Source organism: Actinokineospora globicatena (assembly GCF_024171945.1).
GTDB lineage: Bacteria > Actinomycetota > Actinomycetes > Mycobacteriales > Pseudonocardiaceae > Actinokineospora > Actinokineospora globicatena.
The window spans coordinates 70,181-92,941 of record NZ_JAMTCR010000005.1; the positions used below are offsets into that span (position 1 = coordinate 70,181).

Consider the following 22,761-nt stretch of genomic DNA (forward strand, 5'->3'; position numbering starts at 1 on the left):
CTGTCCTATTCCTCCCCTGCGGTGTTCTGCCCACGAGGCGGGAGCCGGTCGTGCCGTGCGCAACCCTGCACAAAGGAGCATTCGGATGAAGCGCAGAACGATGGCGGCTGGTGTCGCCTTCGCCGTGCTGGCCGGGGGGACGGTCGCGTTGACCGTCAGCCCGGTGTTCGCCAGCCAAGGGCAGCAGGCCCAGGCCCAGGACCGCCAGGCGCTGGCGATCTCGGCCGCCGACCGCGCCGCGAACAGCGGCCTGGACGCGCTGGCCAAGGGCCCGGACGAGGCCTACTCCCGCGACCTGGTCAACCCCTTCTTCAACGACCTGTACTCGGTCTCCTACCAGCGCAGCTACCGCGGCCTCCCGGTCGTCGGCGGCGACGCGACCGTCCTGGCCGACGGCCAGGGCCGCGTCCAGGCCGTGATGGCCGCGACCAAGTCGAAGGTGGCTGTCCCCTCCACCTCCGCCCGGGTCACCAAGGCCGCCGCCGAGCAGACCTCGCGCGGCCTGCAGGGCAAGACCACCAAGGTCGAGTCCTCGCGGCTGGTCGTCAAGGTCACCAACGACGCCCCCGCGCTCGCGTGGGAACACCTGGTGGTCGGCTCCACCAAGGAGGGTGGCCCGAGCCACCTGACCGTCTGGGTCGACGCCAACTCCGGCGCTGTGCTGGACAAGGTCGAGGACGCCGCCCACGGCACGCTGAACAGCGAGTGGAACGGCAACGTCAACATCGACACCACCAACTCCGGTGGCACGTACCGCATGGTCGACCCGAACCGCCCGGGTCTGCAGTGCGCGGACTACTCGAACAACACCGTCTTCTCGAAGTCCTCCGACTCCTGGGGCACCGGCAACGCCACCTCCAAGGAGACCGGCTGCGGCGACCTGCTCTACGGCGCCCAGCAGGAGTGGAACATGCTCCGCGACTGGCTGGGTCGCAACGGCCACAACGGCTCCGGCCGCAGCTGGCCCGCCAAGGTCGGCCTGAACGAGCAGAACGCCTACTGGGACGGCTCGACCGTCACCATCGGCCGCAACGGGTCCAACAAGTGGATCGCGGGCATGGACGTCGTCGGCCACGAGTACGGCCACGGCCTCGACCAGAACACCCCCGGCGGCACCTCCTCCGAGGCGGGCCTGGGTGAGGCGACCGGTGACATCTTCGGCGCGCTGACCGAGGCTTACGCCAACAACCCGAAGGACCCCGCGGACTACCTCGTCGGCGAGACGATCAACCTCGTCGGCAACGGCCCGATCCGCAACATGTACCAGCCGTCGCTGGTCAACAACGACCCGAACTGCTACAGCTCCTCGATCCCCAACACCGAGGTGCACAAGGCAGCGGGTCCGCTCAACCACTGGTTCTACCTGCTGGCTGAGGGCACCAACCCGGGCAACGGCAAGCCGACCAGCCCGACCTGCAACAACACCACGCTGACCGGCGTCGGCATCCAGACCGCGGGCAAGATCTTCTACGGCGGCATGCTCCTCAAGACCTCGGGCATGACCCACCGCAAGTACCGCATCGCCACCCTGACCTCGGCGAAGAACCTGGACGCGACCTGCGGTCTGTACAACAAGACCAAGGCCGCGTGGGACGCCATCACCCTGCCCGCGCAGACCGGTGAGCCGACCTGCACCCCGTCGGGCGGCAACGAGTTCTCCCTGTCGCTGAACCCGTCCTCGGGCTCCATCGCCAAGGGCAACTCGGGCACCTTCTCCGTCGCCACCCAGACCACCTCGGGCTCGGCGCAGAACGTGAACCTCTCCGCCTCGGGTCAGCCCTCGGGCGTGACCGTGTCGTTCTCGCCGACCTCGGTGCAGACCGGCGCCTCCTCCACCGCGACCGTCGCCGTCGCCTCCTCGGCCACCAACGGCACCTACACGATCACCGTGACCGCGGCGGGCGCCACCAGCCACACCGCGACCTACTCGCTGACCGTGACCGGTGGCACCGACCCGAACCCGAACCCGACCGCGCCGGACATCGACGTGGCCGCGGTCCAGGCGCACATCTCGCAGTTCGGCACGATCGCGTCGCAGAACGGTGGCAACCGCCGCGCCGGTAGCGCGGGTTACACCGCCTCCGTCGCGTACATCAAGGGCAAGCTGCAGGCTGCGGGCTACACCGTGGTCGAGCAGACCTGCACCTCCGGCTGCGTGTACCGCTCGAACAACCTGATCGCGGACTGGCCCGGTGGCGACACCGCCCAGACCTACATGTTCGGTGCCCACCTCGACGGTGTCGCGGCAGGCCCCGGCATCAACGACAACGCCTCCGGCTCCGCGACGCTGCTCGAGGTCGCGCTCCAGCTCGCCGCCAAGAACCCGACCATGGCCAAGCACGTGCGCTTCGGTTGGTGGACCGACGAGGAGCAGGGCCTCAACGGCTCGAAGTTCTACGTGAACCAGCTGACCTCGGCCCAGCGGTCGCAGATCAAGGGTTACTACAACTTCGACATGGTGGCCTCGGTCAACGGCGGCTACTTCATCAACAACATCAACACCGCCGTCGCGACCCCGCTCAAGGAGTACTGGACCTCGCTGAACCTGGCTCCCGAGGAGAACACCGAGGGCGCTGGCCGCTCGGACGACTACTCGTTCCAGAACGCGGGCATCCCGTCCTCGGGCTACGCCTCCGGTGCCTCGGCCCGCAAGACCTCGGCCCAGGCGCAGAAGTGGGGCGGCACCGCCAACGGTGCCTACGACCCCTGCTACCACAGCTCGTGCGACACGGTGAACAACATCAGCGCGACGCACCTGAACCGGTCCGCTGACGGTGTCGCCTACGCGATCTGGAAGCAGGCGGTGGGCACCACGCCGAACCCGACCAACGACTTCTCCGTGTCGTTGAGCCCGACCTCCGCGTCGGTCCAGCCGGGCGGCTCCACCACCACGACGGTGTCGACCCAGACCACCTCGGGTTCGGCGCAGAACGTCACCCTGTCGGCCACCGGCGCCCCCACCGGCGTCACCGTGTCCTTCAACCCGAGCTCGGTGCAGACCGGCGCCTCCTCCACCGCGACGATCAACGTCGGTTCCTCGGTGGCGGCGGGCAACTACCCGATCACCATCTCCGGTGTCGGCTCCGCCACCCGCTCGGCGACGTTCAACCTGACCGTCGGCAGCACCAACCCGGGCAACTGCACCGGCTCGAACGTCATCGTCAACGGCGGCTTCGAGTCCGGCACCACGCCGTGGACCACCACCTCCGGTGTCCGCGACAGCAGCGCCCAGGAAGCCGCGCGCACCGGTAGCTGGAAGGCCTGGCTCAACGGCTGGGGCTCCACCCGCACCGACAGCGCGGCGCAGACCGTCACCATCCCGGCGGGCTGCTCCAACTCGACGCTGACCTACTGGCTGAAGATCACCACCAACGAGACCGAGAACGTGGTCTACGACCGCCTCACCGTCACGGTGAACGGCACGTCGGTCGCCACGTACTCGAACGTCAACGCCGGTGGCGGCTACATCCAGCGCACCGTCAACGTCGGCTCCTACGCCGGCCAGTCCGTCACCGTGAAGTTCAACGGTGTCGAGGACGCCAGCCTGCAGACCAGCTTCCTCATCGATGACGTGGCACTGCAGACCAGCTGACCGGGCAGGACAACTGAATAGGTAGTGCCGCTGGAGCGGGGTGGGACTCGCGAGTCCCACCCCGCTTCGCTGTTCGCTCCCGACGGGACCGCTTGCCTGCGGCGGAGTCGTTGTCGGGCCGCACTTCCTCAGGCGCTCGGTCCTCATCGGACTCCGAATGTCCGGGCCGTCGTTCGCAGGCTCTTGCCGTGGTCGCTGTGTGGACCGTCACACCCCGAAAACCCGCTCGACCCGGCCTCGGCGCCCGCCCCGACCAAGATCAACTCCGCGACCGGGGCCCGCCCTCCCGGGGTACGGGGTCCCACGTTCGAGACTATCGAATTCGGCCGGTTGTCAAGAGGGTCGCGCGCGGGCTGTGGATGGTTGGCGGGGTTGTGGACAACTCCTCCTGGGGGTGGTGCCCGGCTGAAACGCGAACGGGGCCGCCGCTCCGGAGAGTGGCGGCCCCGCGCGTGTTAGGCGATTACTTCATCCAGCCGGGGACGCCCGGGAACGGGCCGGTGGGGCGGGGGAGGCCGGTGCTCGCGATGGCGGGGCCGACCGGGGGTTCGACGGCGGCGCAGCGGGTGCCGTCGCGGGGGGTGCGCAGGGTGGTGAGGTAGGTGTCGGAGATGCCCTTCGTGCAGTCGGAGCGCGGGTACACGCCGTGGCCCCAGCCCTCGTAGGTGACCAGGACGGTGGTGTCGCGGCTCTGCCGGTGCGCGGACACGGCCCAGTCGATGCTGGTCGCGGGGTCGTGCACGGCGTTGAGCATCAGGATCTTCGGCGCGTCGGTGATGTTCAGCCGGTGTTGCGGGTTGGGGGGCTTGGGCAGTCCGATGCACCCGATGGTCGTGGCGTGCCCGAGCACCGATCCGCGCATGTGCGGGGCGAGCCGGTTCGCGGTGGCGACCAGGCCCGCGACCTCGCGGTGGTCGCGTACCCGGAAGTCCCAGTCCTGGCAGAACACCGAGGTGAACGGGTTCTCGACGTACTCGGTCCCGGCCACCGCGGGCCTGGGCGTCGCGGGGACGTCGAGCGAGGCGAGCGCCGAGGCCAGCAGTGCCCAGTCGGGGCCGTAGAACGTGCCGAACGCGGCATTGGTGATCTCCTGCGAGGTGATCACCCTGGACGGCTCACTCGGGTCGTGCACCTCGCCGCGGTCGGCGCGCAGCAGCAGTTCGTCCCACCACTTGGCGACGTCCTTGCCGTGCAGCGCGCACGACGTGGTCCGCTCGCACCAGCGCACGAACTCGGTGAACGAGTCCTCGGCGGTGGCGGCTGCGGTCGCGCCGAACTGGGCGATCTTGGCGCTGGGGTCCATGTTCGAGTCGATGACCATGGCCCGCAGGTTGCGCCCGAACTCCTCGGCGTACTGCTGGCCGATCCGGGTGCCGTAGGAGACGCCGAAGTAGTTGATCTTCCGCTCGCCCAGCGCGACCCGCAGCGCGTCGATGTCGCGCACGACCGACTTGGTGTCGACGTAGTCGAAGATCGGTCCGGTCTGGGCGCGGCAGTCGGCGGCCAGTTCCCGGTTGTAGGCGGCCAGCGCGTCGAACTCCCGCTGGTTGGCGGGGAACAGCGACGGCTGCCGCTGCACCACGTCGAGCGAGCACTTCACCGGCTGGCTGCGCGCCACCCCGCGCGGGTCGAACCCGATGATGTCGAACCGGGCCCGCACCTCCTCGCTGAAGAACTGCTCCGCCCCGAGCGCGAAGTCGACCCCGGACCCGCCGGGCCCACCCGGGTTGATCACCAACACCCCGATCCGCTTGCGCGGGTCGGTCGCCTTGCGCCTGGCCACCGCCAGGTCGAACTTCTCACCCCTGGGCTTCTGCCAGTTGATCGGCATCCGCACCGTCGCGCACTCGGCGTCCGCCCGCTCCGGACACGCCGCCCAGTCCACCCTCCCCCCACCAGACTCCTGAACCGGCTGCGCCCCCGATAACGAAGCGCTCCCCACCACCAACGCGACAGCCGTGGCCATCACACCAGCCACGCGGACCATAGACCGCACAGGCTTCCTCCCCATTCCACTGTCCACAATGTCCACTCACCCCAACGGGGCACCCCAAACGCTCCCAGCGCCGCGACACCCCCACAACGTGCTGGAGGACGATCTCCCGATCACACCTGGGAATGACCTCCCGTCACCCCGCCCCCATCCGGACCAGCACGCCACTTCGCCACCCGTCGAACCCGCTCTGCGGCATGATGATCAGCATGGCTCTCACCGCGCGGTTCCAACCAGGGGCGACCCGGCGACCGTTCGTCAACCGCGAGTCCCTGATCGCCCGGTTCGACGCCATGCTGGCCGCCGCGGGCACCCGTCCGCAGGTGCTGCAGCTCAGCGGGGTCGGCGGGATCGGCAAGTCGCGGCTGCTCACCGAACTGCGCGCCCGCCTGGCCAAGGACCAGCCCGTCGCCCTGCTCGACCTGCAGGTCCCCTCGCAGCGGCAACCGGAGAACGCGCTCGCCGTGCTGCGCCACCAGTTCGGCGCCCGGAAGATCAAGTTCCACCGGTTCGACATCGCCTACACCGTGCTGTGGCAACGGCTGCACCCGCACCTGCGGGTCGCCGCGGACCTCGCCCTCGCCGAGCGCAGCGAGGTGCTCGGCGAGATCCTCAACGACGCCACCGGGATCCCGGTCTTCGGCACGGCGGCCCGGTTGCTGCAGACCGGCGCGGGCAAGATCCGGCGCAGCAGGCTCATCCAGTCCGACCAGACGCTGCAGGAGTTGGACCACCTGACGCTGCCCGCGTTGGAGGAGGCCGTCTCCTACCTGTTCGCGGGCGACCTCAAGGCGGGCGCGGACAAGCCGTACGTGTTGTTCGTCGACGCCTACGAGGCGCTGATGGGCGAGGGCCAGGCCGACGCCTGGTTGCGCGACGTGGTGGCGCAGCTGGACACCGGTCTCGTCGTCATCGCCAGCAGGGAACCCCTCGGCTGGGAGCGGCACGACGCCGAGTGGGCGACCCGCACGACCACCGTCCGCGTCGACGACCTGCCCGTGGCGGCGCGGCACCGGTTGCTGGCCGCCGAGGGCGTGGACGACGAGCGGGAACGCGACGCGATAGCCCGGTCCAGCGCGGGGGTGCCGTTCTACCTGCACCTCGCGATCGACGCCCGCAAGCGCTCCGGCGTGGCGACGGTGCACGAGCCGGTCGCACCCCAGGTGGTGCTCGAGCGGTTCCTCCTGCACGTCCGCCCGGACGAGGTCCGCACGCTCGAGCTGCTGAGCCTGCCGCGCACGTTCGACTTCGAGATCTTCCAGGCCCTCACCGAGCAGTGCGGCCTCCCCAGCCACCGCGACGCCTGGAGCTCGCTGATCGGCTACTCCTTCGTCTACCCGACCGACGAGTCCGACCGCACGACCCGGTTCCAGTTCCACCAGCTCATGGTCGAGGCGCTGCGCGGCCGCATCGCCGCCGACGTGACCGCGGACCTGCACAGCGCGTTGCAGGACCTGTGGCTCGGCAGGGCGGAGACGCCGACCGACCGGGTCACCTCGCTGCGTGAGGCGGCGTACCACGGCATCCGCGCGGGCACCGTCGACGACGTCGACCTCCTGCACTACGCGGACCGGATAGCGGCGGCGGGCGGGAAGCAGGGCATCGACGGGGTCTTGGCCGACCTGGAGATCTACCTGCGCCGTGCACGCGACCGCGATGAGGATGTGCGGTCGTTCGCCGATCTCACCCGCTGCCTGCAGGCCGAGGGCGCGCTGCTGCTCGGCGACGCCAAGTTGGCCAACGCCCTCACGGAGGACATCGACCACGGCACAACCGGACCGGTGGCCGAGCGGCTTGCCCTGGCCGCGGCGAACGCGCGCCGGATCCTCGGGCGGACCGACGAGGCGCTCGCGGCCTACACGGCGCTGTGGACGACCGGGACCAGCCGCGCCCGCCTCGGCGCCGGGCTGTGGGCCGCCGACCTGCACATGGCCCAGGCGCGGTTCGCGCGCGCCATCGACCTGTGCGTCGAGCTGACCGACCTCGCCGACCCGGACGACCACGAGTTCCTCGGCGACGTCGCCAGGCTGCGCCACCTCGCCTACCGGTTCGCCTTCGAGCCCGACCAGGCCGCGCACTACCTCGCGCTGGCCGAGACCCACTACCGCGCGGCAGGCACGGTGATCGGGCAGGCCAACGTGGCGACGAACGCCGCGGAGCTGCTGGCGATCACCGATCCGGCTCGGGCCATCGAGGCGGCGGGCAAGGCCATCGAGGTCCAGCGCGAGCTCGGTGCGTTGCACGAGCTGGGCAAGGCGTACACGGCGCTGGGCTTGGCGCTGATGTCCACCGGTGATCTCGACGCCGCCGAACGGACCTTCATCGATGCCTGCGAGACGTTGGACCGCGCCGGGTACCGGTCCGGCCGGGCGCGCGCCGAGCTGTTCCGGTCCGCGCTGCACGCCCGCCGCGGTGACAAGGCCTCAGCAGTGGCAGGCGTCCGCTGGACCGTCGCGGAACTCGAGGCGGCCAACGTCTACCCGACCCTCGTCCTGGTCGCGCGCGCCGCGCTGGCCTTGCTCGGGTGGACCGATCCCGAGGTGTCCGCCGCCGCGGTCCGAGCGCGCCGCGAGGTCCAGCCGCCCGACCCGGCACGCGATCTCGACCGCGACGCGCACCGGTTGATCGCGCGCGTGCTCGACGTGGACCCGGACGCCTACTACCGGGAGGCGTTGACCAGGACCGACGCGGCGGCGGGCTTCTACAACCACAACATCCGGGTGGAGAGCCCGACCGGTGCGGTGAACGTGCGCATCGCGATCGCGGGGGCGGACGTCATGGACCTGCGCCTGTGGCCGGAACCCGAGGTGCTGCGCGCGATCGAGCCGCACGTCACCTCGGCGCCCCGCCTGCGGTGGGCCGCCACGGAGCCGGACTACCAGGTCCACGACTTCATCGACGGCGACCTCGTCGACCACGTCGCTCCGCGCGGGCGCCCAGTGCCCACCTCGGTGATCGGTGCCGTGGTCGGCCTGTTCGGTGAGCTGGAACGCGTCCCCGCCACGGCGCTGCCCCGACCGGACGGCTGGCCGGAGGATGACCCGGCGGCGTTCGCCCGGAGGTTGTCCGACGTGACCAGGGCCGTGCACACCGCTAATGCGGAGTCGTTCGCGCAGGTGTACCGCGACCTCGGTGTTCCCCGGGATCCGCTGGAATCCGCCCTCGCGGGCTGGGACACGCTGCGGCCACGGCCCTTCCGGTTGGTGCACGCCGACGTCCACCGCAAGAACATGATCATCCGGCCGGACGGCGCGATCGCCGTCATCGACTGGGAGCTCGCGCTGTGGGGCGACCCGGTCTACGACGCGGCGGGCCACCTGCACAAGATGGGGTACCTGCCCGACGAACTCGACTCGTTCCACTCCGCTTGGGCGGCAGCGGATCCACGAGCCGCCTCCGCGCCGTGGCAGGAAGACCTGGCCACCTACCTCGGCCACGAGCGGATCAAGTCGGTGATCGTGGACGCGGTCCGGTACGCCAAGCTGATCGCCGAGGGCAGTCGGAATCCGGTGCAGGAACAGGAACTTGTCTCAAGCCTCGTGGTGAAGCTCCGCGCCGCACGGCTTGTGTGGGGGCAGTCCGAACCAGTTGAGCCGGATGCGGTTGAGGCTGCGTTGCGCGCTTGGAGGTGATCGGAGTCTGGGAACCTGCGGCGGCGTTACCTGTTGCCACTTGGCCAGGGGCGGGTGTTCTTGGGGGCCTCGGTTGGAGCTACTGCGGATCAACGAGTGATGGGGAGAGCATGGGGACGTACGGGCGGGAGTTGTTCTGGCGGTGGGCCGAGGGCGTGATCGTGGGGTCGTTCGCGGTGGGGGTGGTGGGGCCGGTGTCTTGGGTGTTGGGGGTGGGGGTTCCGCGGGCTTTGGGGGTGGTGGCTGAGGTGGCTGCGGGGGTGTTCGCGGTGGTGGTGTTGGGGTATTTGGTCGGCGGTGGGTTGGAGGCGGTGCGGCGGCGGGGGCGTGGGGTTGCGGGGGGTTTGGCGGTGCCGGTGGGTACTGGGCTGGTGGCGGCGTACCTCGTGGCTTGTTTTGTGAATGTGGTGGCGTTGGCGGTTGAGCAGCGGTGGGTCGAGGTGATCCGGGACGTCGCTGTGGTGGTGGTTGTGGTGGTGTTGCCGGTCTACGTCGTGCTGCGGCTTGTGGGCGGCAGGGGAGCGCGGGCTTCAGCGGGGTGAGTCGAACACCGCGGGGTCCAGGTCCACGCCCAACGCGGCGGCCAGGACGTGGGCGGCCAGGCGCGGGGGGATGGCGTTGCCGATCTGCTGGGGGATGTCGCCGCCGGACCACGGGTAGTCGGCGGGGAAGGTCTGCAGGCGGCCTGCCTCCGCCGGGGTGAAGCGGGGGAGTTCGACCCCGTCGGCGGTGGTCAGGCGGTTGCGGGAGATCTTGCCGGTCACCGTGGCGGCGGGTTCGGCGGAGGTGCGGCGGCCCCTGGCCTTCGGGTCGCCGCCCGTGCCGTAGTTGGAGATGACCACGAACGGCTCGGGCCGGTCCAGCGCGTCGGCCATCGAGCGCCAGCGGGGCAGGTCCCCGGCGGGCGCCACCCCCTTGCGGTACCGCTGGTGCGTCGGCCGCGGCAGTTCCGGCAGGCGGTCCCGGCGGGCGACGAGGATCGCGCGGCGGCGGGTCTGCGGGACGCCGAACTCCTCGGTGTTGAGGATCCCCACGGCCGAGCGGTAGCCGATGCCCGCCAGCGCCTCCGCGACCGCCTGCCACACCGGGAGCACGGCCTGGACCTGCTCCAGCACGATCGCCTCGTACGGCCGTCCCAGCCGGTGCGCGGCCAGCGCCCACCGCAGCGGTTCGAGCACCAGCGCGGTCCGCTCGTCGTCGAGCTCGGCCAGGTCGTCGCGCACGTCCTCGCCCGCGGCCATCCGCTTGACGAAGCCGAGCACCACCTCCAGCGCCCGCCGCCCGGCCCCGCCGCCTGCGACGGTGTAGGTCTGGCAGGGCGGTCCACCGGCGAGCACGGTCGCGTCCGGGAAGTCTGCTGGGCCGTGGTCGCGGACGTCGCCGACCACCGTCGCCAGCCCCGCGGCCGCCCTGGTGGCGCACGCGTTGCGGTCCCACTCGACGCCGGTCACCGCCACGCCCAGCCACCGGGCGGCCACGTCGAGCCCACCGGGACCGGCGAACAGGTCGACCATCACCGTCATAGCGGCCGATTCTAGGTAACGGTGCCCGGTGAACCCTTGCTGCCCACCGGGTCCCCGGCTAGCGTCTGCGCACTTCACCAGCCCCGAGGAGGTGCCGCAATGGTGTTCGCACGGGTGGCGACCGTCGTGCTCGCCGTGGTAGCGATGATGATCGGAGACTCCCGCGCCGCGGCGCAGTGGATCACCCTCCTGCCTTTCTAGAGTAATTCTGTGTATAAGTGGAAATCGGTCATAAACTAAGGCCCGATTGACAATAAAATGCCCCCGATCGGCTGGTTTGTCCGCTTTGACCTGCATCTTCACGGTGATGACGTTGTGAAGATTTGGCCGTGTGAAGGACCTGGTTTCACCCTGATGCGCGGGGATAGCGTTCGGCGCCAATAGTTCATCCCTGCGTTTTCCAGGTTTCCCTGCCGTGGATTTCTCCCAACCACGAGAGGCCTGGGAAAGGAGCACCATGAAGCCGGCACATCGCCTGCTCGCCGTCGGCGGCGCGATCGCCGCGGGATTGGTCGCCGTCGGGACCGCCATCGCGGTCCCCAACACCGAGGCCCAGCCCGCCACGGTCGCGACCACCGCACAAGCCCAGGCCAACGCCACCAGCGCCGTCTCAGCGCTGGTCGCCAACCCGCCCGCCGCGCTGCACGCCAGCGGCAAGGACAAGTTCGTGCAGAAGGCCGTGCGCTCCGCTGGCGGCCTCAACTACGTCGCCTACAACCGGACCTACAAGGAGCTCGAGGTGATCGGCGGTGACTTCGTGGTCGCCACCGACAACCAGGGCACCGTGAAGGCCACCAGCGTCGCCCAGGACAACACCCTGGGCGAGGTCGACGTCACCACCGCCAAGCTGTCGCAGGCGGGCGCCGACGCGATCGCCCTCAAGCAGCTCACCGGCGCGAAGCCCAACGGCGCGGGCCGCAAGGTCGTCGTCGCCGAGGGCACCGGCCGCCTGGCCTACGAGAGCAACGTCATCGGCCAGGACGAGCACGGCCACGCCAGCGCGCTCAGCGTCTACGTCGACGCCCAGGACGGCCGCGTGCTGCGCACCGTCGAGCACCTCGCCGAGGGCACCGGCACCGGCTACTGGAACGGCCCGAACCTGCCGCTCAACACCACCAAGTCCGGCAGCACCTACAGCCTCAAGGACCCCAGCATCTCGGGTCTCGACTGCCGCGACTACAGCTCCGGCGCGGTCTTCTCCGGCTCCGACGACTCGTGGGGCAACGGCACCGCGACCAACAAGGAGACCGGCTGCGCCGACGCGCTGTTCGTCGCCCAGACCGAGAACAAGATGCTCTCGCAGTGGGTCGGCCGCAACAGCTTCGACGGCCAGGGCGGCGCCTGGAAGATCAACGTCGGCCTCGACGAGCAGAACGCGTACTACTACAGCTCGCGCCCGGCGTACGTGAACCTCGGCCACAACCCGCAGGGCCAGTGGGTCGGCTCGCTCGACATCCTGGGCCACGAGATGGGCCACGGCATCGACGACCACTCCGGCTCCGGCGGCTTCTCCGGCGGTGGCACCCAGGAGTTCATCGGTGACACCTTCGGCACCGCGACCGAGTGGTTCGCCAACGAGCCCTCGACCTACGACGAGCCCGACTACATCATGGGCGAGGACACCAACCTCGTCGGCTCCGGCCCGATCCGCTACATGTACAAGCCCTCCCTGCACGGCAGCGACCCCAACTGCTACTCCAGCAGCGTGCCCAACATGGAGGTGCACGCGGCGGCCGGTCCCGGCAACCACTGGTTCTACCTGCTCGCCGAGGGCTCGAACCCGAGCAACGGCCAGCCGGTCAGCCCGACCTGCAACAACACCACGCTGCAGGGCATCGGCATCCAGAAGGCCATCAAGATCATGCACGGCGCGGTCCAGCTGAAGACCTCGTCCAGCTCCTACCTGAAGTACCGCACCTGGACGCTGACCGCGGCCAAGAACCTGTACCAGGGCAGCTGCGCCGAGTTCAACGCCGTCAAGGCGGCCTGGGACGCGGTGAGCGTCCCCGCGCAGTCCGGTGACCCGACCTGCACCGGTGGCACCACGCCGCCGAGCAGCACGACCACCACGCCGCCGACCACGTCGTCGACCCCGCCGACCACCAGCACCCCGCCCACCACCACGACCCAGCCCCCGGGCGGCTGCTCCGGCCAGAAGATCCTCAACCCCGGCTTCGAGTCCGGCAAGACCAACTGGACCGACCCGAACACCACCATCGGCAACTGGACCAGCTACCGCGAGCCCGCTCGCAGCGGCACCCAGTCGTCCTGGCTCGGTGGCTGGGGCTCGGCGCACACCGACACCGTGTCCCAGTCGGTCACCATCCCGACCGGGTGCCGGGCGACGCTGAGCTTCTACCTGCACGTCGACTCGGCGGAGACCGAGAACCTGGCCTACGACAAGCTCACGGTCAGCCTCGGCTCCAGCACCGTCGCCTCGTTCTCCAACACGAACAAGGCCGCCGGGTACGTGCAGAAGACCTACGACGTCTCCTCCCTGGCAGGGCAGACGGTGACGTTGAAGTTCGCGGGCAGCGAGGACAGCAACCTGCAGACCTCGTTCGTCCTCGACGACCTGGCACTGACCCTGGGATAGGTGATCCTCCACCAGGGACAGTCCAGTAGGGACAGATAAAACAGGCGGGCACCCGGCTCATCCGACCGGGTGCCCGCCTTCTTACTTCGGTGGTCTACTTGTGGTCGTGCGCGTGGTTGGCCAGCGCGCGCTGGATCTCCTTGTAGGACTTGGGCTCCGCCGTGGCGACCGCGGCCGCGCGGGGCGGGGTCGGGCCGTTGGGGCCCGCGAAGGGCTTGCCCGGGGTGTAGAGCCAGACCTTCAGCAGCTGCCGGACCGGCCGACCGGGCGCGATCCGCTCGGCGAGCGCGGTGAACTCCTCGATCCGGCCGGTGCCGCCCTTCTTGGTGGCCTGCCAGGTCTTGAGGATCTGGAAGAACTTGTCGTCGCCGACCTGCGAGCGCAGCGCGTGCACGGCGGCGGCGCCCCGGTCGTAGACGGCGGCGTCGAACTGCCGGTCGGCACCCGGGTCACCGGGCAGGACCTGCCAGAACGGGTCGTCGGCTGGCTTGGAGTCGTAGACGTACTGCGCCAGCTCCGCCGCGGTGCCCTCGCCGACGTGCTCCGACCACAGGTACTGCGCGTAGGTCGCGAAGCCCTCGTTGAGCCAGATGTCGCTCCAGCGGCCCACGGCGACGCTGTCGCCGAACCACTGGTGGGCGTTCTCGTGCGCGACCAGCGAGGCGTTCGAGCCCCCGATGAACCCGCGGGCCCCGTACACCGGCCTGGTCTGGTTCTCCAGCGCGAAGCCGATCGCGGTGGTGACCACGCCGCCCTGCGCCTCGAACGGGTAAGGCCCGAACTGGGTGGCCAGGAACTCGTTGATCTCCGGGGTGCGCTCGACGCTGGCCTTCGCCGCGCCGAGCGAGTCGCCGAGGTCGGCGCCGTAGGCGGTGATGAACGGCTTGGCGTCGGGCGTGGTCTGCCGGTTGACTTCGAACTTGCCGATCTCCAGCGAGGTCAGGTAGGTGGCCTGCGGCTGGGTGCTGCGCCACCACCAGCGGGTCCAGCCGGTGCGGTTCTTGGTGGTGCGCACCAGGTTTCCGTTGGAGAGCGCGACGACGGAGTCGGGCACCTCGACCGAGACGTCGAAGGTGGCCTTGTCGGTGGGGTGGTCGTTGGACGGGTACCACCACGACGCGATCTCCGGCTCGTTGACCGCGAGCGCGCCGTCGGCGGTCTTCACCCAGGAGGTGAACCCGTTGATCTTCACGGTGGACGGCCGGTCGTTGTAGGCCACGACCACGGTGACCTGGGCGCCCTTGGCCAGCGGCCGCGCCGGGGTCACCACCAGCTCACCGTCGCCAGCCGCGTTGGCCGAGAACGTCGCCGCCACGTTGTTCACCAGCACCGAGGACACCTTCAACCCGAAATCCAGGTTGAATCGGGACAATTCCTGCGTGGTGGTCGCGGTGATGGTCGTCGTGCCGGACAGGACATCCGTCGTGGGCTGATAGCTCAACCGGATGTCGTAGTGCGACACGTCATATCCGCCGTTTCCGGCATTCGGGTAGTACGGGTCGCCGACACTGGGCGCCCCTGGTGCTGGTGCGGCCGCTGCGACGCTGGTCAGGAGCGTGGCTGCGGCGCAGACGAGTGCGGCGGTTGTTGTGCCGCGAACAGTTTTGCGCATGATTCCCTCCCTCGTGGGCGCCGCCGAAGGTAGTGCTTTGCGCATCGGTGCCATACAGCTGAAAGGGGGTTCCTAGTGAATGGGAATCATTTAATTTCACCGCTTCAACAGATGACGACGAACGACGTGGGCCATTGCGACCAACCCGGGTGTGCGATGCTGGCCCGGTGTTGAGCGACGACCTGGTCCGGCTGCGGCGCGCCCGCGATCGGATGGACCGCGACTACGCGCAGCCGCTGGACGTGGCCGCGCTGGCCAAGGGCGCTCTCATGTCCTCCGGCCACTTCTCCCGCAGCTTCCGGGCCGCCTTCGGCGAGTCACCGCACAGCTACCTGATGACGCGGCGGGTCGAGCGGGCCAAGGCCCTGCTGCGCCGCGGCGACCTGAGCGTCACCGAGGTCTGCTTCGCCGTCGGCTGCTCCTCGCTGGGCTCGTTCAGCTCCCGGTTCACCGAGCTGGTCGGCGAGAGCCCCAGCGCGTACCGGGCGCGGGCGCACGACGAAGTGGTGGGCATCCCCGCCTGCTACGCCAAGCGCTTCACCAGGCCGGTCCGCCACCCCGTCACGAATGGAGAAGCGACCCCGCCGAGCGCGAAGTAGCGTCGTCCACATGCCACTGACGATCTCGCACACCTTCATCGCCGTCCACGACCACGACGCCGCCCTGGCCTTCTACCGCGACGCCCTCGGCCTCGAGGTCAGCAAGGACGTCTCCTACGAGGGCATGCGGTGGGTGTCGCTGCGCCCCGCCGCCCAGCCCGAGTTGGAGATCGTGCTGGAGCCCCCGGCCGCGGACCCGAACACCTCGGCCGCCGACCGCGCCGTGCTCACCGACCTGCTGGCCAAGGGCCTGCTGCGCGGCGTCATCTTCGCCACCGACGACTGCGACGCGACCTACGAGCGGATCGCCGCCAGCGGTGCGGAGGTCGTGCAGGAGCCGATGGACCAGCACTACGGGGTCCGCGACTGCGCGTTCCGCGACCCTTCTGGCAACCTGATCAGGTTCACGCAGACCAAGCAGGCGTAACGCCGGGTAGCCAGGGGCCGACATCCTGTTCGCGCCGCCCAGGGCCCGGGTGGCGCGGAGGGGGATGGTGCGGTCGATGCCGGGCAAGTCCCGTGCCGTCCTGATCGGCACGTCGACCTACAGCGACGACGGCCTGCCCGACATCCCGCAGGTCGGTCCCGGCCTCGCGCAGCTGGGGCGGCTGTTCACCGATCTCGGCTTGGTGCAGGGCTGCGACCTGCTGCTCGACCAGCCCAGCATGCCGAAGCTCGGCAGGGGCCTGCGGGCGGCGATGGACCAGGCCGAGGACCTGCTGCTGGTCTACTACATCGGCCACGGGCTGATCGGCCGCCAGCACGAGCTGTACCTGGGCATGCGCGACTCGGAGGTCGACCACCCCGACTTCGGGTCGCTGTCCTACACGTCGCTGCGCGAGCGGGTGCTCGACAGCCCGGCCGCTGTCAAGATCGTCATCCTTGACTGCTGCTTCTCCGGCCGCGCGCTGGGCTCCGCGCTCGCCGCCCCGGTCGACGAGCTGGCCATCGACGGCACGTACCTGATGACCTCCGCCGCGCGCGACAAGGTCTCGCTCGTGCTGCCCGGCGAGGAGTACACCGCGTTCACCGGCCGCTTCCTGCGCCTGCTCACCAACGGCATCCCCGGCCACGGCGACCACGTGACCATCGACGAGGTCTACCGCGAGCTGCTGCGGATCATGACCGCGGGCAACCTGCCCCGCCCGCAGAAGCGCGGCACCCGCACCGCCGACCAGTTCCGCATCCCCAACCGCGCGGTCGTGATCAGCCCGGAGTACCTGCGCGAGCAGGTCAACGCCGTTGTCGCCAAGGCCCGTGCGGAGGGGTGGGCAGCGGCCGTCGACGCGCTGGTCGAGCTGAACGACCGCCAGGTCGACACCCTGCCCGCCGATGACCCGGACGTCCTGCGCACGCGGTCGCACGTGCTGTTCGCCCGCGCTGCCGCAGGTGGGGCCCAGGCTGCTGCCACGGACCTCGCCGCCCTGCTCACGACCCAGGTCACGGCGCAGGGCGAGCACCACCCGGACTCGCTGCGCACCCGCCACTACCTGGCGATCTGCGTGGGGGAGAGCGAGAGCCCCGCCGCCGCTGTCCCGCTGCTGCGCGTGCTCACCCCGGTCCAGCGCACCGTCCTGGGCTACGACGACGAGGACACCTGCCGCACCCAGCACGCGTTGGGCCGGTACCTGTTCCGGTCGGGGGAGCGGGAGGAGGCGGCCGTGGTGCTGGCGGAGGTCCTCGCCGTCCGCGAGCGGGTGCTGGCCGCGGCGGACCCGCTGCTCGCGCAGACCCGGCGGGACCTGGACCTGGTGCGGGGGTCCGGTGGCTGACCGGTTCGAGGGCTTCACGCCCGCCGCTCGCCAGGTCGTCGCGCTGGCCGAGACCGAGGCCGCGCGGTCTCACCACGACTACCTCGGGTCCGTCCACCTGCTGCTCGGCCTCGCCCAGGGCCCCGGCACAGCGGCGGCGGTGCTGTCCGGGGCGAACTTCGGCCCGGAGGTCCTGCGCACCCGAGCCGAGTCCCACGTCCGCCGCGGCGTGTCCACCGGTCGGACCCCGCTGCGCGTCGCCGCCGAGGTGCACCGGGTCGTGGAGCACGCCAAGGAGGAGGCGGCCGAGCTGGACCGCCCGCTGGTCGACACCGAACACCTGCTGCTCGGCCTGCTCAGCGAACCCAACTGCGTCGCCGCCCGGATGCTGCACGGCCTCGGGGCTGACCGAGCCGACCTGCGCGCCAGGGTCGTTGCCGCCGTGGCACCGGAGCCTTCGGGGGACCGGTACACGGAGCCTGTGTCGCCTCTGGTGACCATCGGCCGGGACGCGCAGATCGACACCGTCGCCCGGGCACTGAGCCGCCGCGTTCCGCTCAACGTGGCCATCCACGGGCCTGCCGGCGTGGGCAAGTCCTCTGTCGTCCGTGGCCTGGCCCACCGCATCACCAGCGGCGACGTCCCCCGCGCCCTCCTCAACCGCCCACTCCGGAGAGTCCTGGGCGACCTCCCGGCAGGCGAGCTTCCCGCCCTCGCCGATTGCATCCTCTGGTGCGCCGCCGATTCCCCGGTCCTGACCTCCGCCATCACCCGCGGCATCAGAGTCCTGGTCACCGCAGAAACTCCCATGCCAGCCCCCTTCCACCCCGTCGAGCTACGCCCCCTGAGCATCCCGACCACAGTGGAAGTCCTGACCGCGGTACGCCCCAGCATCCAGGCCCACTACGGCCTCACCATCACCACCGCAGCCCTCACCGCCGCCGCCGAATCCGCCGTCGGCCCCCTCCCCGGCGCCGCCATCGACCTCCTCGACGAAGCCTGCGCCCGAGCCACCAACTCCACGGTCACCGAGGCCGACATCCGCCCCCACCCCCGCCCCGCCTTCGACACCGACATGTGGACCCTCGGCTAGCTCGACGGCGCTTGCCCGGGTGCCTCTAGATCAGATAGGGAGAGCAGCGTGCTCCCACGGACCACCCGGTGGCTGGTGCTCGCCGTCGTGCTTTCCGCCGTGCTCGGCGTGTCCACCAACGTGGCGGCGAGTGTGCTCCCCGAAGGGTGGCGCCCGTACCTGTGGATCGCTTGGCCGCTGTCCGCGGTGCTGATCGCCGTGATCATCGTCGTCGAGCGGCGCCGGGCGCCCGAACGCTCCACCGGCGGCGACAGCAGGCAAGCCAGGCGGGTGCTGCTCGGCAGGGTGCGCCGCTACTGGGTCGATGGCGTCCTCCGGCGGTCCCTCTACCAGGAAGCGCGGCTCGAGCTCGGGCTCGCGGTCAACGAGCTGCGAAACCACCCCTGGGAACTGCGCTCGACCACCACCGGGCAGCGCACGAGGCACGTTGCCGCAGGAACCGCCATGACCACGGTGTTCGACGAACTGGACCGCACCATGGTCGTCGTGGGCGCTCCCGGCAGCGGGAAGACCACGATCTTGCTCGAGCTGGCGAACCAGCTCCTCGACAAGGCCGAAGTGGACCCCGCGGAACCGGCCCCGGTCGTGCTGGCCCTCGCCTCGTGGAGCAAGAGCCGGGTGTCGTTGGCGGACTGGGTCGAGCGGGAGATCGCGCAGCGCTACGAGATCCCGGCCCACTGGGTGCGCGGCTGGCTCGCCGACGGTGCCCTGACGCTGCTGCTGGACGGGCTCGACGAAGTCGACCCCGAACACCGCGCGGCCTGTGTCGCCGCGATCAACGCCTTCCGCGGTGAGCACGGTTCGACCTCGGTCGTGGTCACCTGTCGGGTCAAAGACCACGCCGCGCTCAAGGAGCCGCTCAACACCTACGGCAGGGTGGAGATCCAACCGCTGACCCGTGCGCAGGTGGGCGTGTTCCTCGCCGCGGACAGCTTCAGCGGAGTCCGCGCGGAACTGGCACGTGACCCGTCGTTGTGGGAGCTGCTCGACACACCGCTCAACCTGAGCATCGCGATCCTGGCTTATCGGGATGGCCCCGCGAGCGATCCGGTCGGCGGCGATCAGGCGACCCGCAGGCGCAGGCTGTTCGCCGCCTACGTGCGCACGATGCTCGTCCACCGACCGAGCCCCAGGTACAGCCCGGAGGTTGTGCTGCGCGCCATGGTGCTGGTCGCGGCGCTCCTGCGGCGGTTGAACATCACGCTGCTGTCGTTCGACCTCTTCGACAACTCAACCGTGCCTCGCGGCGACATAATCAAACTCGACCGCATGACCTTGCTGTTGAGGCTCCTGGTCTCCTGTGTGTTCGCACTGATCGCCGGGCTGTTCCTGGGCTGGTATAGCCTGGCATTGGGTGCGGCAGCGGGCTACTTGAGTAGTGCCGAGTCGGAATGGACCGTGAGTGCGTGGGACGTCAACTACCGTGACCTCCGCGGCCGTCCATACCGGCCCGCCCCGGTGTCGTTGCAACTGACGTTCTCGATCTTTGGGACGGGCTACGCCGAACTGGCCAAGGGCATCCCGCTCGCGGTTGGGTTCGGCATCGCGGTCACCGCTTCGAGGCTCGTCGACTTCGGCGGGCAGGCCGACCTGAATTGGTCGTTTCTCGCCTGGGGAGCGGGGCTCGGCACAGCGGTCGTCGTCATGGTGGCCTACTTTCTCGTCGTCAAGTTGTACTTCGTCGTCTCGACCACGTGGCGGCCGCGGCGCAACCGTGAAGTGCCCAGTCCCGGGGTGCTGGGCATGGTGCGGGTCGCGATGGTCCTCGCGCTGTCGACCGCTGCCCTTGTCGGCGCCCTCGGGTTGCTGGTACTGGTGCAGATGGGTGAAGAGGACGTTGTCGGGTACACGATCGTCTTCGTCGTGCTCACCTTCCTCTTCGGGCTCTACAACCTGGCGGGATACGCCGTGGCGGAGCAGTGGTTCGTCAGGCGCAGGCTCCGGGCGGTCGGCTACTTGCCTCTACCTGCGGCTCCGCTGCTCGACCACGCCGTTGCCGCACTCTTCCTCCAGCGGGTCGGCGACAACTACCTCTTCGTCCACCGAGAGCTCCTCGACTTCTTCGCCGACCGCGTCGAACTCACCCGTTTCGGCATCCCCCCGCTCCCCGCCAACACGGACCTCCTGCCGCAGTCGGCCACCTGACTCCCGGCGACGTTTCCCCTGGTCAAGACGAATTCATCGACACACCGATGAGTTCCAGCCGCCTCTGCCGTTACACCGGTACAAGGATGGCCACCAAGGCCCCCTGACCCGAGGAGACAAGCATGGACTGGCAGCTGCAGGTCGTCGTCGTTCCGGTGTCCGATGTCGACCGCGCGAAGGAGTTCTACGCGGGCAAGCTCGGCTTCACCGTCGACACCGACCACCGCGCCGGGGAGGACTTCCGGGTGGTGCAGGTGACCCCGCCCGGGTCGGCGTGTTCGATCACGTTCGGCAAGGGGCTGGGTGACGGTGAGCCCGGGTCGGTCAAGGGGTGCCACCTGGTCGTCACCGACATCGTCGCGGCGGCGAAGCAGCTCGACGCGGCGGGGGTGGAGCACTCCGGGGTGCAGCACTTCGAGCAGGGCGTCATGGCTCCCGGGCCGGACCCGGACGGCCGCGACTACGGGTCGTTCATCTTCTTCGCCGACCCGGATGGGAACTCCTGGGCGGTGCAGCAGGTCGTCACCGCAGCGAGGTGAGCGACTTCGAGCAGTACCGCCGCGAGCTGCACGTCCACTGCTACCGCATGCTCGCCTCGTACGAGCAGGCCGAGGACGCCGTGCAGGAGACGTTCCTGCGGGCCTGGCGCGGCCGGGAGGGGTTCGACGGCGCGAACGCGAGGGCGTGGTTGTACAAGATCGCGACCAACATCTGTGTCGACCAGGCCCGCACGGCCAAGGCGCGCACCGAGGTCGCGTGGCTGACCCCGTACCCCGACCGCGAGCTGGACGAACCGCACGTGGTTGCCGTCGCCAGGGAGACCATCGAGCTGGCCTTCCTGACCGCGTTGCAGGTCCTCCCCGGGCGCCAGCGGGCCGCGCTGCTGGCCAAGGAGGTGCTGGGGTTGTCCGCCGCCGAGATCGCCGACCTGCTCGGGGTGAGCGTGGCGGCCGCCAACAGCGCGTTGCAGCGGGCACGGACGACCCTGCGCGACCACCTGCCCGCGCGCCGCGACGACTGGGCGGCCCGGGAGCCCAGCGCCGCGGAGCGCGACCTGCTCGCCCGGTTCATCGACGCCCACGAGCGGTGCGACGCCCCGGCCGCGCTCGCGGTGGCCGCCGAGGACATCCGGGTCACCATGCCGCCGAACCCGCTGCGCTTCGACGGCCGCGACGCCATCGCGGGCCTGCTCGAGCGCGCTTTCGGTCCCGACCGCGACGGCGACTGGCGGCTCCTGCCGACCTCCGCCAACCGCATGCCCGCCGCCGCGAGCTACCTGCGCAGGCCGGGCGACACCGAGTTCCGCGCGTTCAAGCTGGACGTGCTGCGCGTCGTGGGGGGTGAGATCGCCGAGATCACCACGTTCGGCTACGCGCTGTTCGACCACTTCGGACTCCCGACGCGGCTGGTCTGAGCACACAGGGTCCACATAGGTCGGCCACAACGGGGCCAAAGCGTCCCGGCCGATCGTTGGGGAAATGGAAACGGTGCTGGCCCCGACGGGCGGACGGACGGACAACGGTGACCCGGTCGTGCTCGACGTGGTCATCCCGGTCCACAACGAGGAGCAGGACCTGGAGCCCTGCGTGCGGACGGTGCGAGCGTACCTGGCGGTGTCGGTGCCCTACCGGTTCCGGATCACCATCGCCGACAACGCGAGCACCGACGGCACGCCGGAGGTAGCCAGGCGGTTGGCCGAGCGGTTCAGCGAGGTCAGCGTGCTGAGCATGCCGGAGAAGGGCCGGGGTCGGGCGCTCAAGGCGGCGTGGCTGGCCTCGGACGCGGCGGTGGTCGCCTACATGGACGTCGACCTGTCGACCGACCTGGCCGCGCTCGGGGCGCTGGTGGCGCCGCTGCTGTCCGGGCACTCGGACGTGGCGATCGGGTCGCGGCTGGCCAGGGGCGCCCGGGTCGTGCGCGGCGCGAAGCGGGAGTTCATCTCGCGCTCGTACAACCTGATCCTGCGCGCGGTGCTCGGGGCCAGGTTCTCCGACGCGCAGTGCGGCTTCAAGGCGTTGCGCGCCGACGCGGCCCGGTCGGTGCTCCCGCACGTGGAGGACACCGGGTGGTTCTTCGACACGGAGTTGCTGGTACTGGCCCAGCGCGGCGGTATGCGCACCTACGAGGTCCCGGTCGACTGGATCGACGACCCAGAGTCCTCTGTGGACATCGTCAGGACGGCTATCGCCGACTTGCGCGGGGTAGCGCGGATGTGGCGGTCGCGC

Annotated in this window: 14 protein-coding genes and 1 pseudogene; 12 read left to right on the top strand and 3 right to left on the bottom strand. The window is 70.1% G+C overall.

All coding sequences use genetic code 11. The features are described 5' to 3' along the window. Nucleotides 1-85 precede the first annotated feature (85 nt). Nucleotides 86-3,592 carry a M20/M25/M40 family metallo-hydrolase gene (locus LV79_RS23975; RefSeq protein WP_253840503.1) on the top strand — a complete coding sequence of 1,169 codons (3,507 nt, stop codon included), beginning with the start codon at nucleotides 86-88 and terminating at the stop codon, nucleotides 3,590-3,592. A 463-nt stretch (nucleotides 3,593-4,055) separates the two neighbouring features. On the opposite strand, the gene LV79_RS23980 is transcribed toward LV79_RS23975, so the two are convergent. Further along, a complete protein-coding gene (locus tag LV79_RS23980; protein WP_253840504.1) occupies nucleotides 4,056-5,477 on the bottom strand; it encodes an alpha/beta hydrolase in 1,422 nt (473 codons plus the stop codon). A gap of 317 nt (nucleotides 5,478-5,794) precedes the next feature. Here LV79_RS23980 and LV79_RS23985 point away from each other — a divergent pair, with 317 nt between their 5' ends. Together LV79_RS23985 and LV79_RS23990 are read left to right on the top strand one after the other, a co-directional pair. After that, complete coding sequence (locus tag LV79_RS23985; RefSeq protein ID WP_253840505.1) at nucleotides 5,795-9,217, top strand: aminoglycoside phosphotransferase family protein; 3,423 nt, start codon at nucleotides 5,795-5,797, stop codon at nucleotides 9,215-9,217. Nucleotides 9,218-9,378: 161 nt separating this feature from the next. Further along, nucleotides 9,379-9,759: a hypothetical protein gene (locus LV79_RS23990; protein ID WP_253840506.1), complete on the top strand. Its 381-nt coding sequence runs from the start codon at nucleotides 9,379-9,381 to the stop codon at nucleotides 9,757-9,759. Here the strand turns inward: LV79_RS23990 and LV79_RS23995 are convergent. Beyond that, a complete protein-coding gene (locus tag LV79_RS23995) occupies nucleotides 9,748-10,740 on the bottom strand; it encodes a DNA cytosine methyltransferase (RefSeq protein WP_253840507.1) in 993 nt (330 codons plus the stop codon). The two genes, LV79_RS23990 and LV79_RS23995, sit on opposite strands and share 12 nt — an antisense overlap. Before the next feature lie 457 nt (nucleotides 10,741-11,197). On the opposite strand from LV79_RS23995, the gene LV79_RS24000 reads away from it, so the two are divergent. Next, nucleotides 11,198-13,336, top strand: a complete 2,139-nt coding sequence (locus tag LV79_RS24000; RefSeq protein ID WP_253840508.1) for a M4 family metallopeptidase — start codon at nucleotides 11,198-11,200, stop codon at nucleotides 13,334-13,336. A gap of 94 nt (nucleotides 13,337-13,430) precedes the next feature. Here the strand turns inward: LV79_RS24000 and LV79_RS24005 are convergent, their stop codons facing one another. Next, complete coding sequence (locus tag LV79_RS24005; protein ID WP_253840509.1) at nucleotides 13,431-14,948, bottom strand: M1 family metallopeptidase; 1,518 nt, start codon at nucleotides 14,946-14,948, stop codon at nucleotides 13,431-13,433. A gap of 212 nt (nucleotides 14,949-15,160) precedes the next feature. Here LV79_RS24005 and LV79_RS24010 point away from each other — a divergent pair, with 212 nt between their 5' ends. From LV79_RS24010 to LV79_RS24045, 8 genes and pseudogenes are all read left to right on the top strand, one after another. Further along, nucleotides 15,161-15,547 (top strand): helix-turn-helix transcriptional regulator, encoded by a 387-nt coding sequence (locus LV79_RS24010; protein WP_253841178.1) that lies wholly within the window; start codon nucleotides 15,161-15,163, stop codon nucleotides 15,545-15,547. 10 nt (nucleotides 15,548-15,557) lie between these two features. Beyond that, the gene (locus tag LV79_RS24015) at nucleotides 15,558-15,974 is read left to right on the top strand and encodes a VOC family protein (protein WP_253840510.1); all 417 of its coding nucleotides are present in this window, start codon (nucleotides 15,558-15,560) and stop codon (nucleotides 15,972-15,974) included. Between the two features lie 76 nt (nucleotides 15,975-16,050). Then, the gene (locus LV79_RS24020; RefSeq protein ID WP_253840511.1) at nucleotides 16,051-17,319 is read left to right on the top strand and encodes a caspase family protein; all 1,269 of its coding nucleotides are present in this window, start codon (nucleotides 16,051-16,053) and stop codon (nucleotides 17,317-17,319) included. Further along, a complete protein-coding gene (locus LV79_RS24025; protein ID WP_253840512.1) occupies nucleotides 17,312-18,391 on the top strand; it encodes a Clp protease N-terminal domain-containing protein in 1,080 nt (359 codons plus the stop codon). Before LV79_RS24020 ends, LV79_RS24025 begins: the two co-directional genes overlap by 8 nt. 48 nt (nucleotides 18,392-18,439) lie before the next feature. Continuing rightward, nucleotides 18,440-20,536, top strand: coding sequence for an NACHT domain-containing protein (locus tag LV79_RS24030; protein ID WP_253840513.1), 2,097 nt, complete (start codon nucleotides 18,440-18,442; stop codon nucleotides 20,534-20,536). A 122-nt stretch (nucleotides 20,537-20,658) separates the two neighbouring features. Then, nucleotides 20,659-21,075, top strand: a complete 417-nt coding sequence (locus LV79_RS24035; RefSeq protein WP_253840514.1) for a glyoxalase superfamily protein — start codon at nucleotides 20,659-20,661, stop codon at nucleotides 21,073-21,075. Further along, entirely contained in the window at nucleotides 21,072-21,950 is an 879-nt protein-coding gene (locus LV79_RS24040; RefSeq protein ID WP_253840515.1) for an RNA polymerase subunit sigma-70, read from the top strand. The genes LV79_RS24035 and LV79_RS24040 overlap by 4 nt, the downstream gene beginning before the upstream one ends. Nucleotides 21,951-22,014: 64 nt before the next feature. After that, a pseudogene (locus tag LV79_RS24045) lies at nucleotides 22,015-22,758 on the top strand (dolichyl-phosphate beta-glucosyltransferase); the annotation flags it as partial. Nucleotides 22,759-22,761: the final 3 nt, after the last annotated feature.

Excerpts from the sequence above, each read along its gene's own strand:
- LV79_RS23975 (WP_253840503.1), top strand. The coding sequence starts at position 86 with ATGAAGCGCAGAACGATGGCGGCTGGTGTCGCCTTCGCCGTGCTGGCC.
- LV79_RS23985 (WP_253840505.1), top strand. The coding sequence starts at position 5,795 with ATGGCTCTCACCGCGCGGTTCCAACCAGGGGCGACCCGGCGACCGTTC.
- LV79_RS23995 (WP_253840507.1), bottom strand. The coding sequence starts at position 10,740 with ATGACGGTGATGGTCGACCTGTTCGCCGGTCCCGGTGGGCTCGACGTG.
- LV79_RS24000 (WP_253840508.1), top strand. The coding sequence starts at position 11,198 with ATGAAGCCGGCACATCGCCTGCTCGCCGTCGGCGGCGCGATCGCCGCG.
- LV79_RS24005 (WP_253840509.1), bottom strand. The coding sequence starts at position 14,948 with ATGCGCAAAACTGTTCGCGGCACAACAACCGCCGCACTCGTCTGCGCC.
- LV79_RS24010 (WP_253841178.1), top strand. The coding sequence starts at position 15,161 with ATGGACCGCGACTACGCGCAGCCGCTGGACGTGGCCGCGCTGGCCAAG.
- LV79_RS24015 (WP_253840510.1), top strand. The coding sequence starts at position 15,558 with ATGCCACTGACGATCTCGCACACCTTCATCGCCGTCCACGACCACGAC.
- LV79_RS24020 (WP_253840511.1), top strand. The coding sequence starts at position 16,051 with ATGCCGGGCAAGTCCCGTGCCGTCCTGATCGGCACGTCGACCTACAGC.
- LV79_RS24035 (WP_253840514.1), top strand. The coding sequence starts at position 20,659 with ATGGACTGGCAGCTGCAGGTCGTCGTCGTTCCGGTGTCCGATGTCGAC.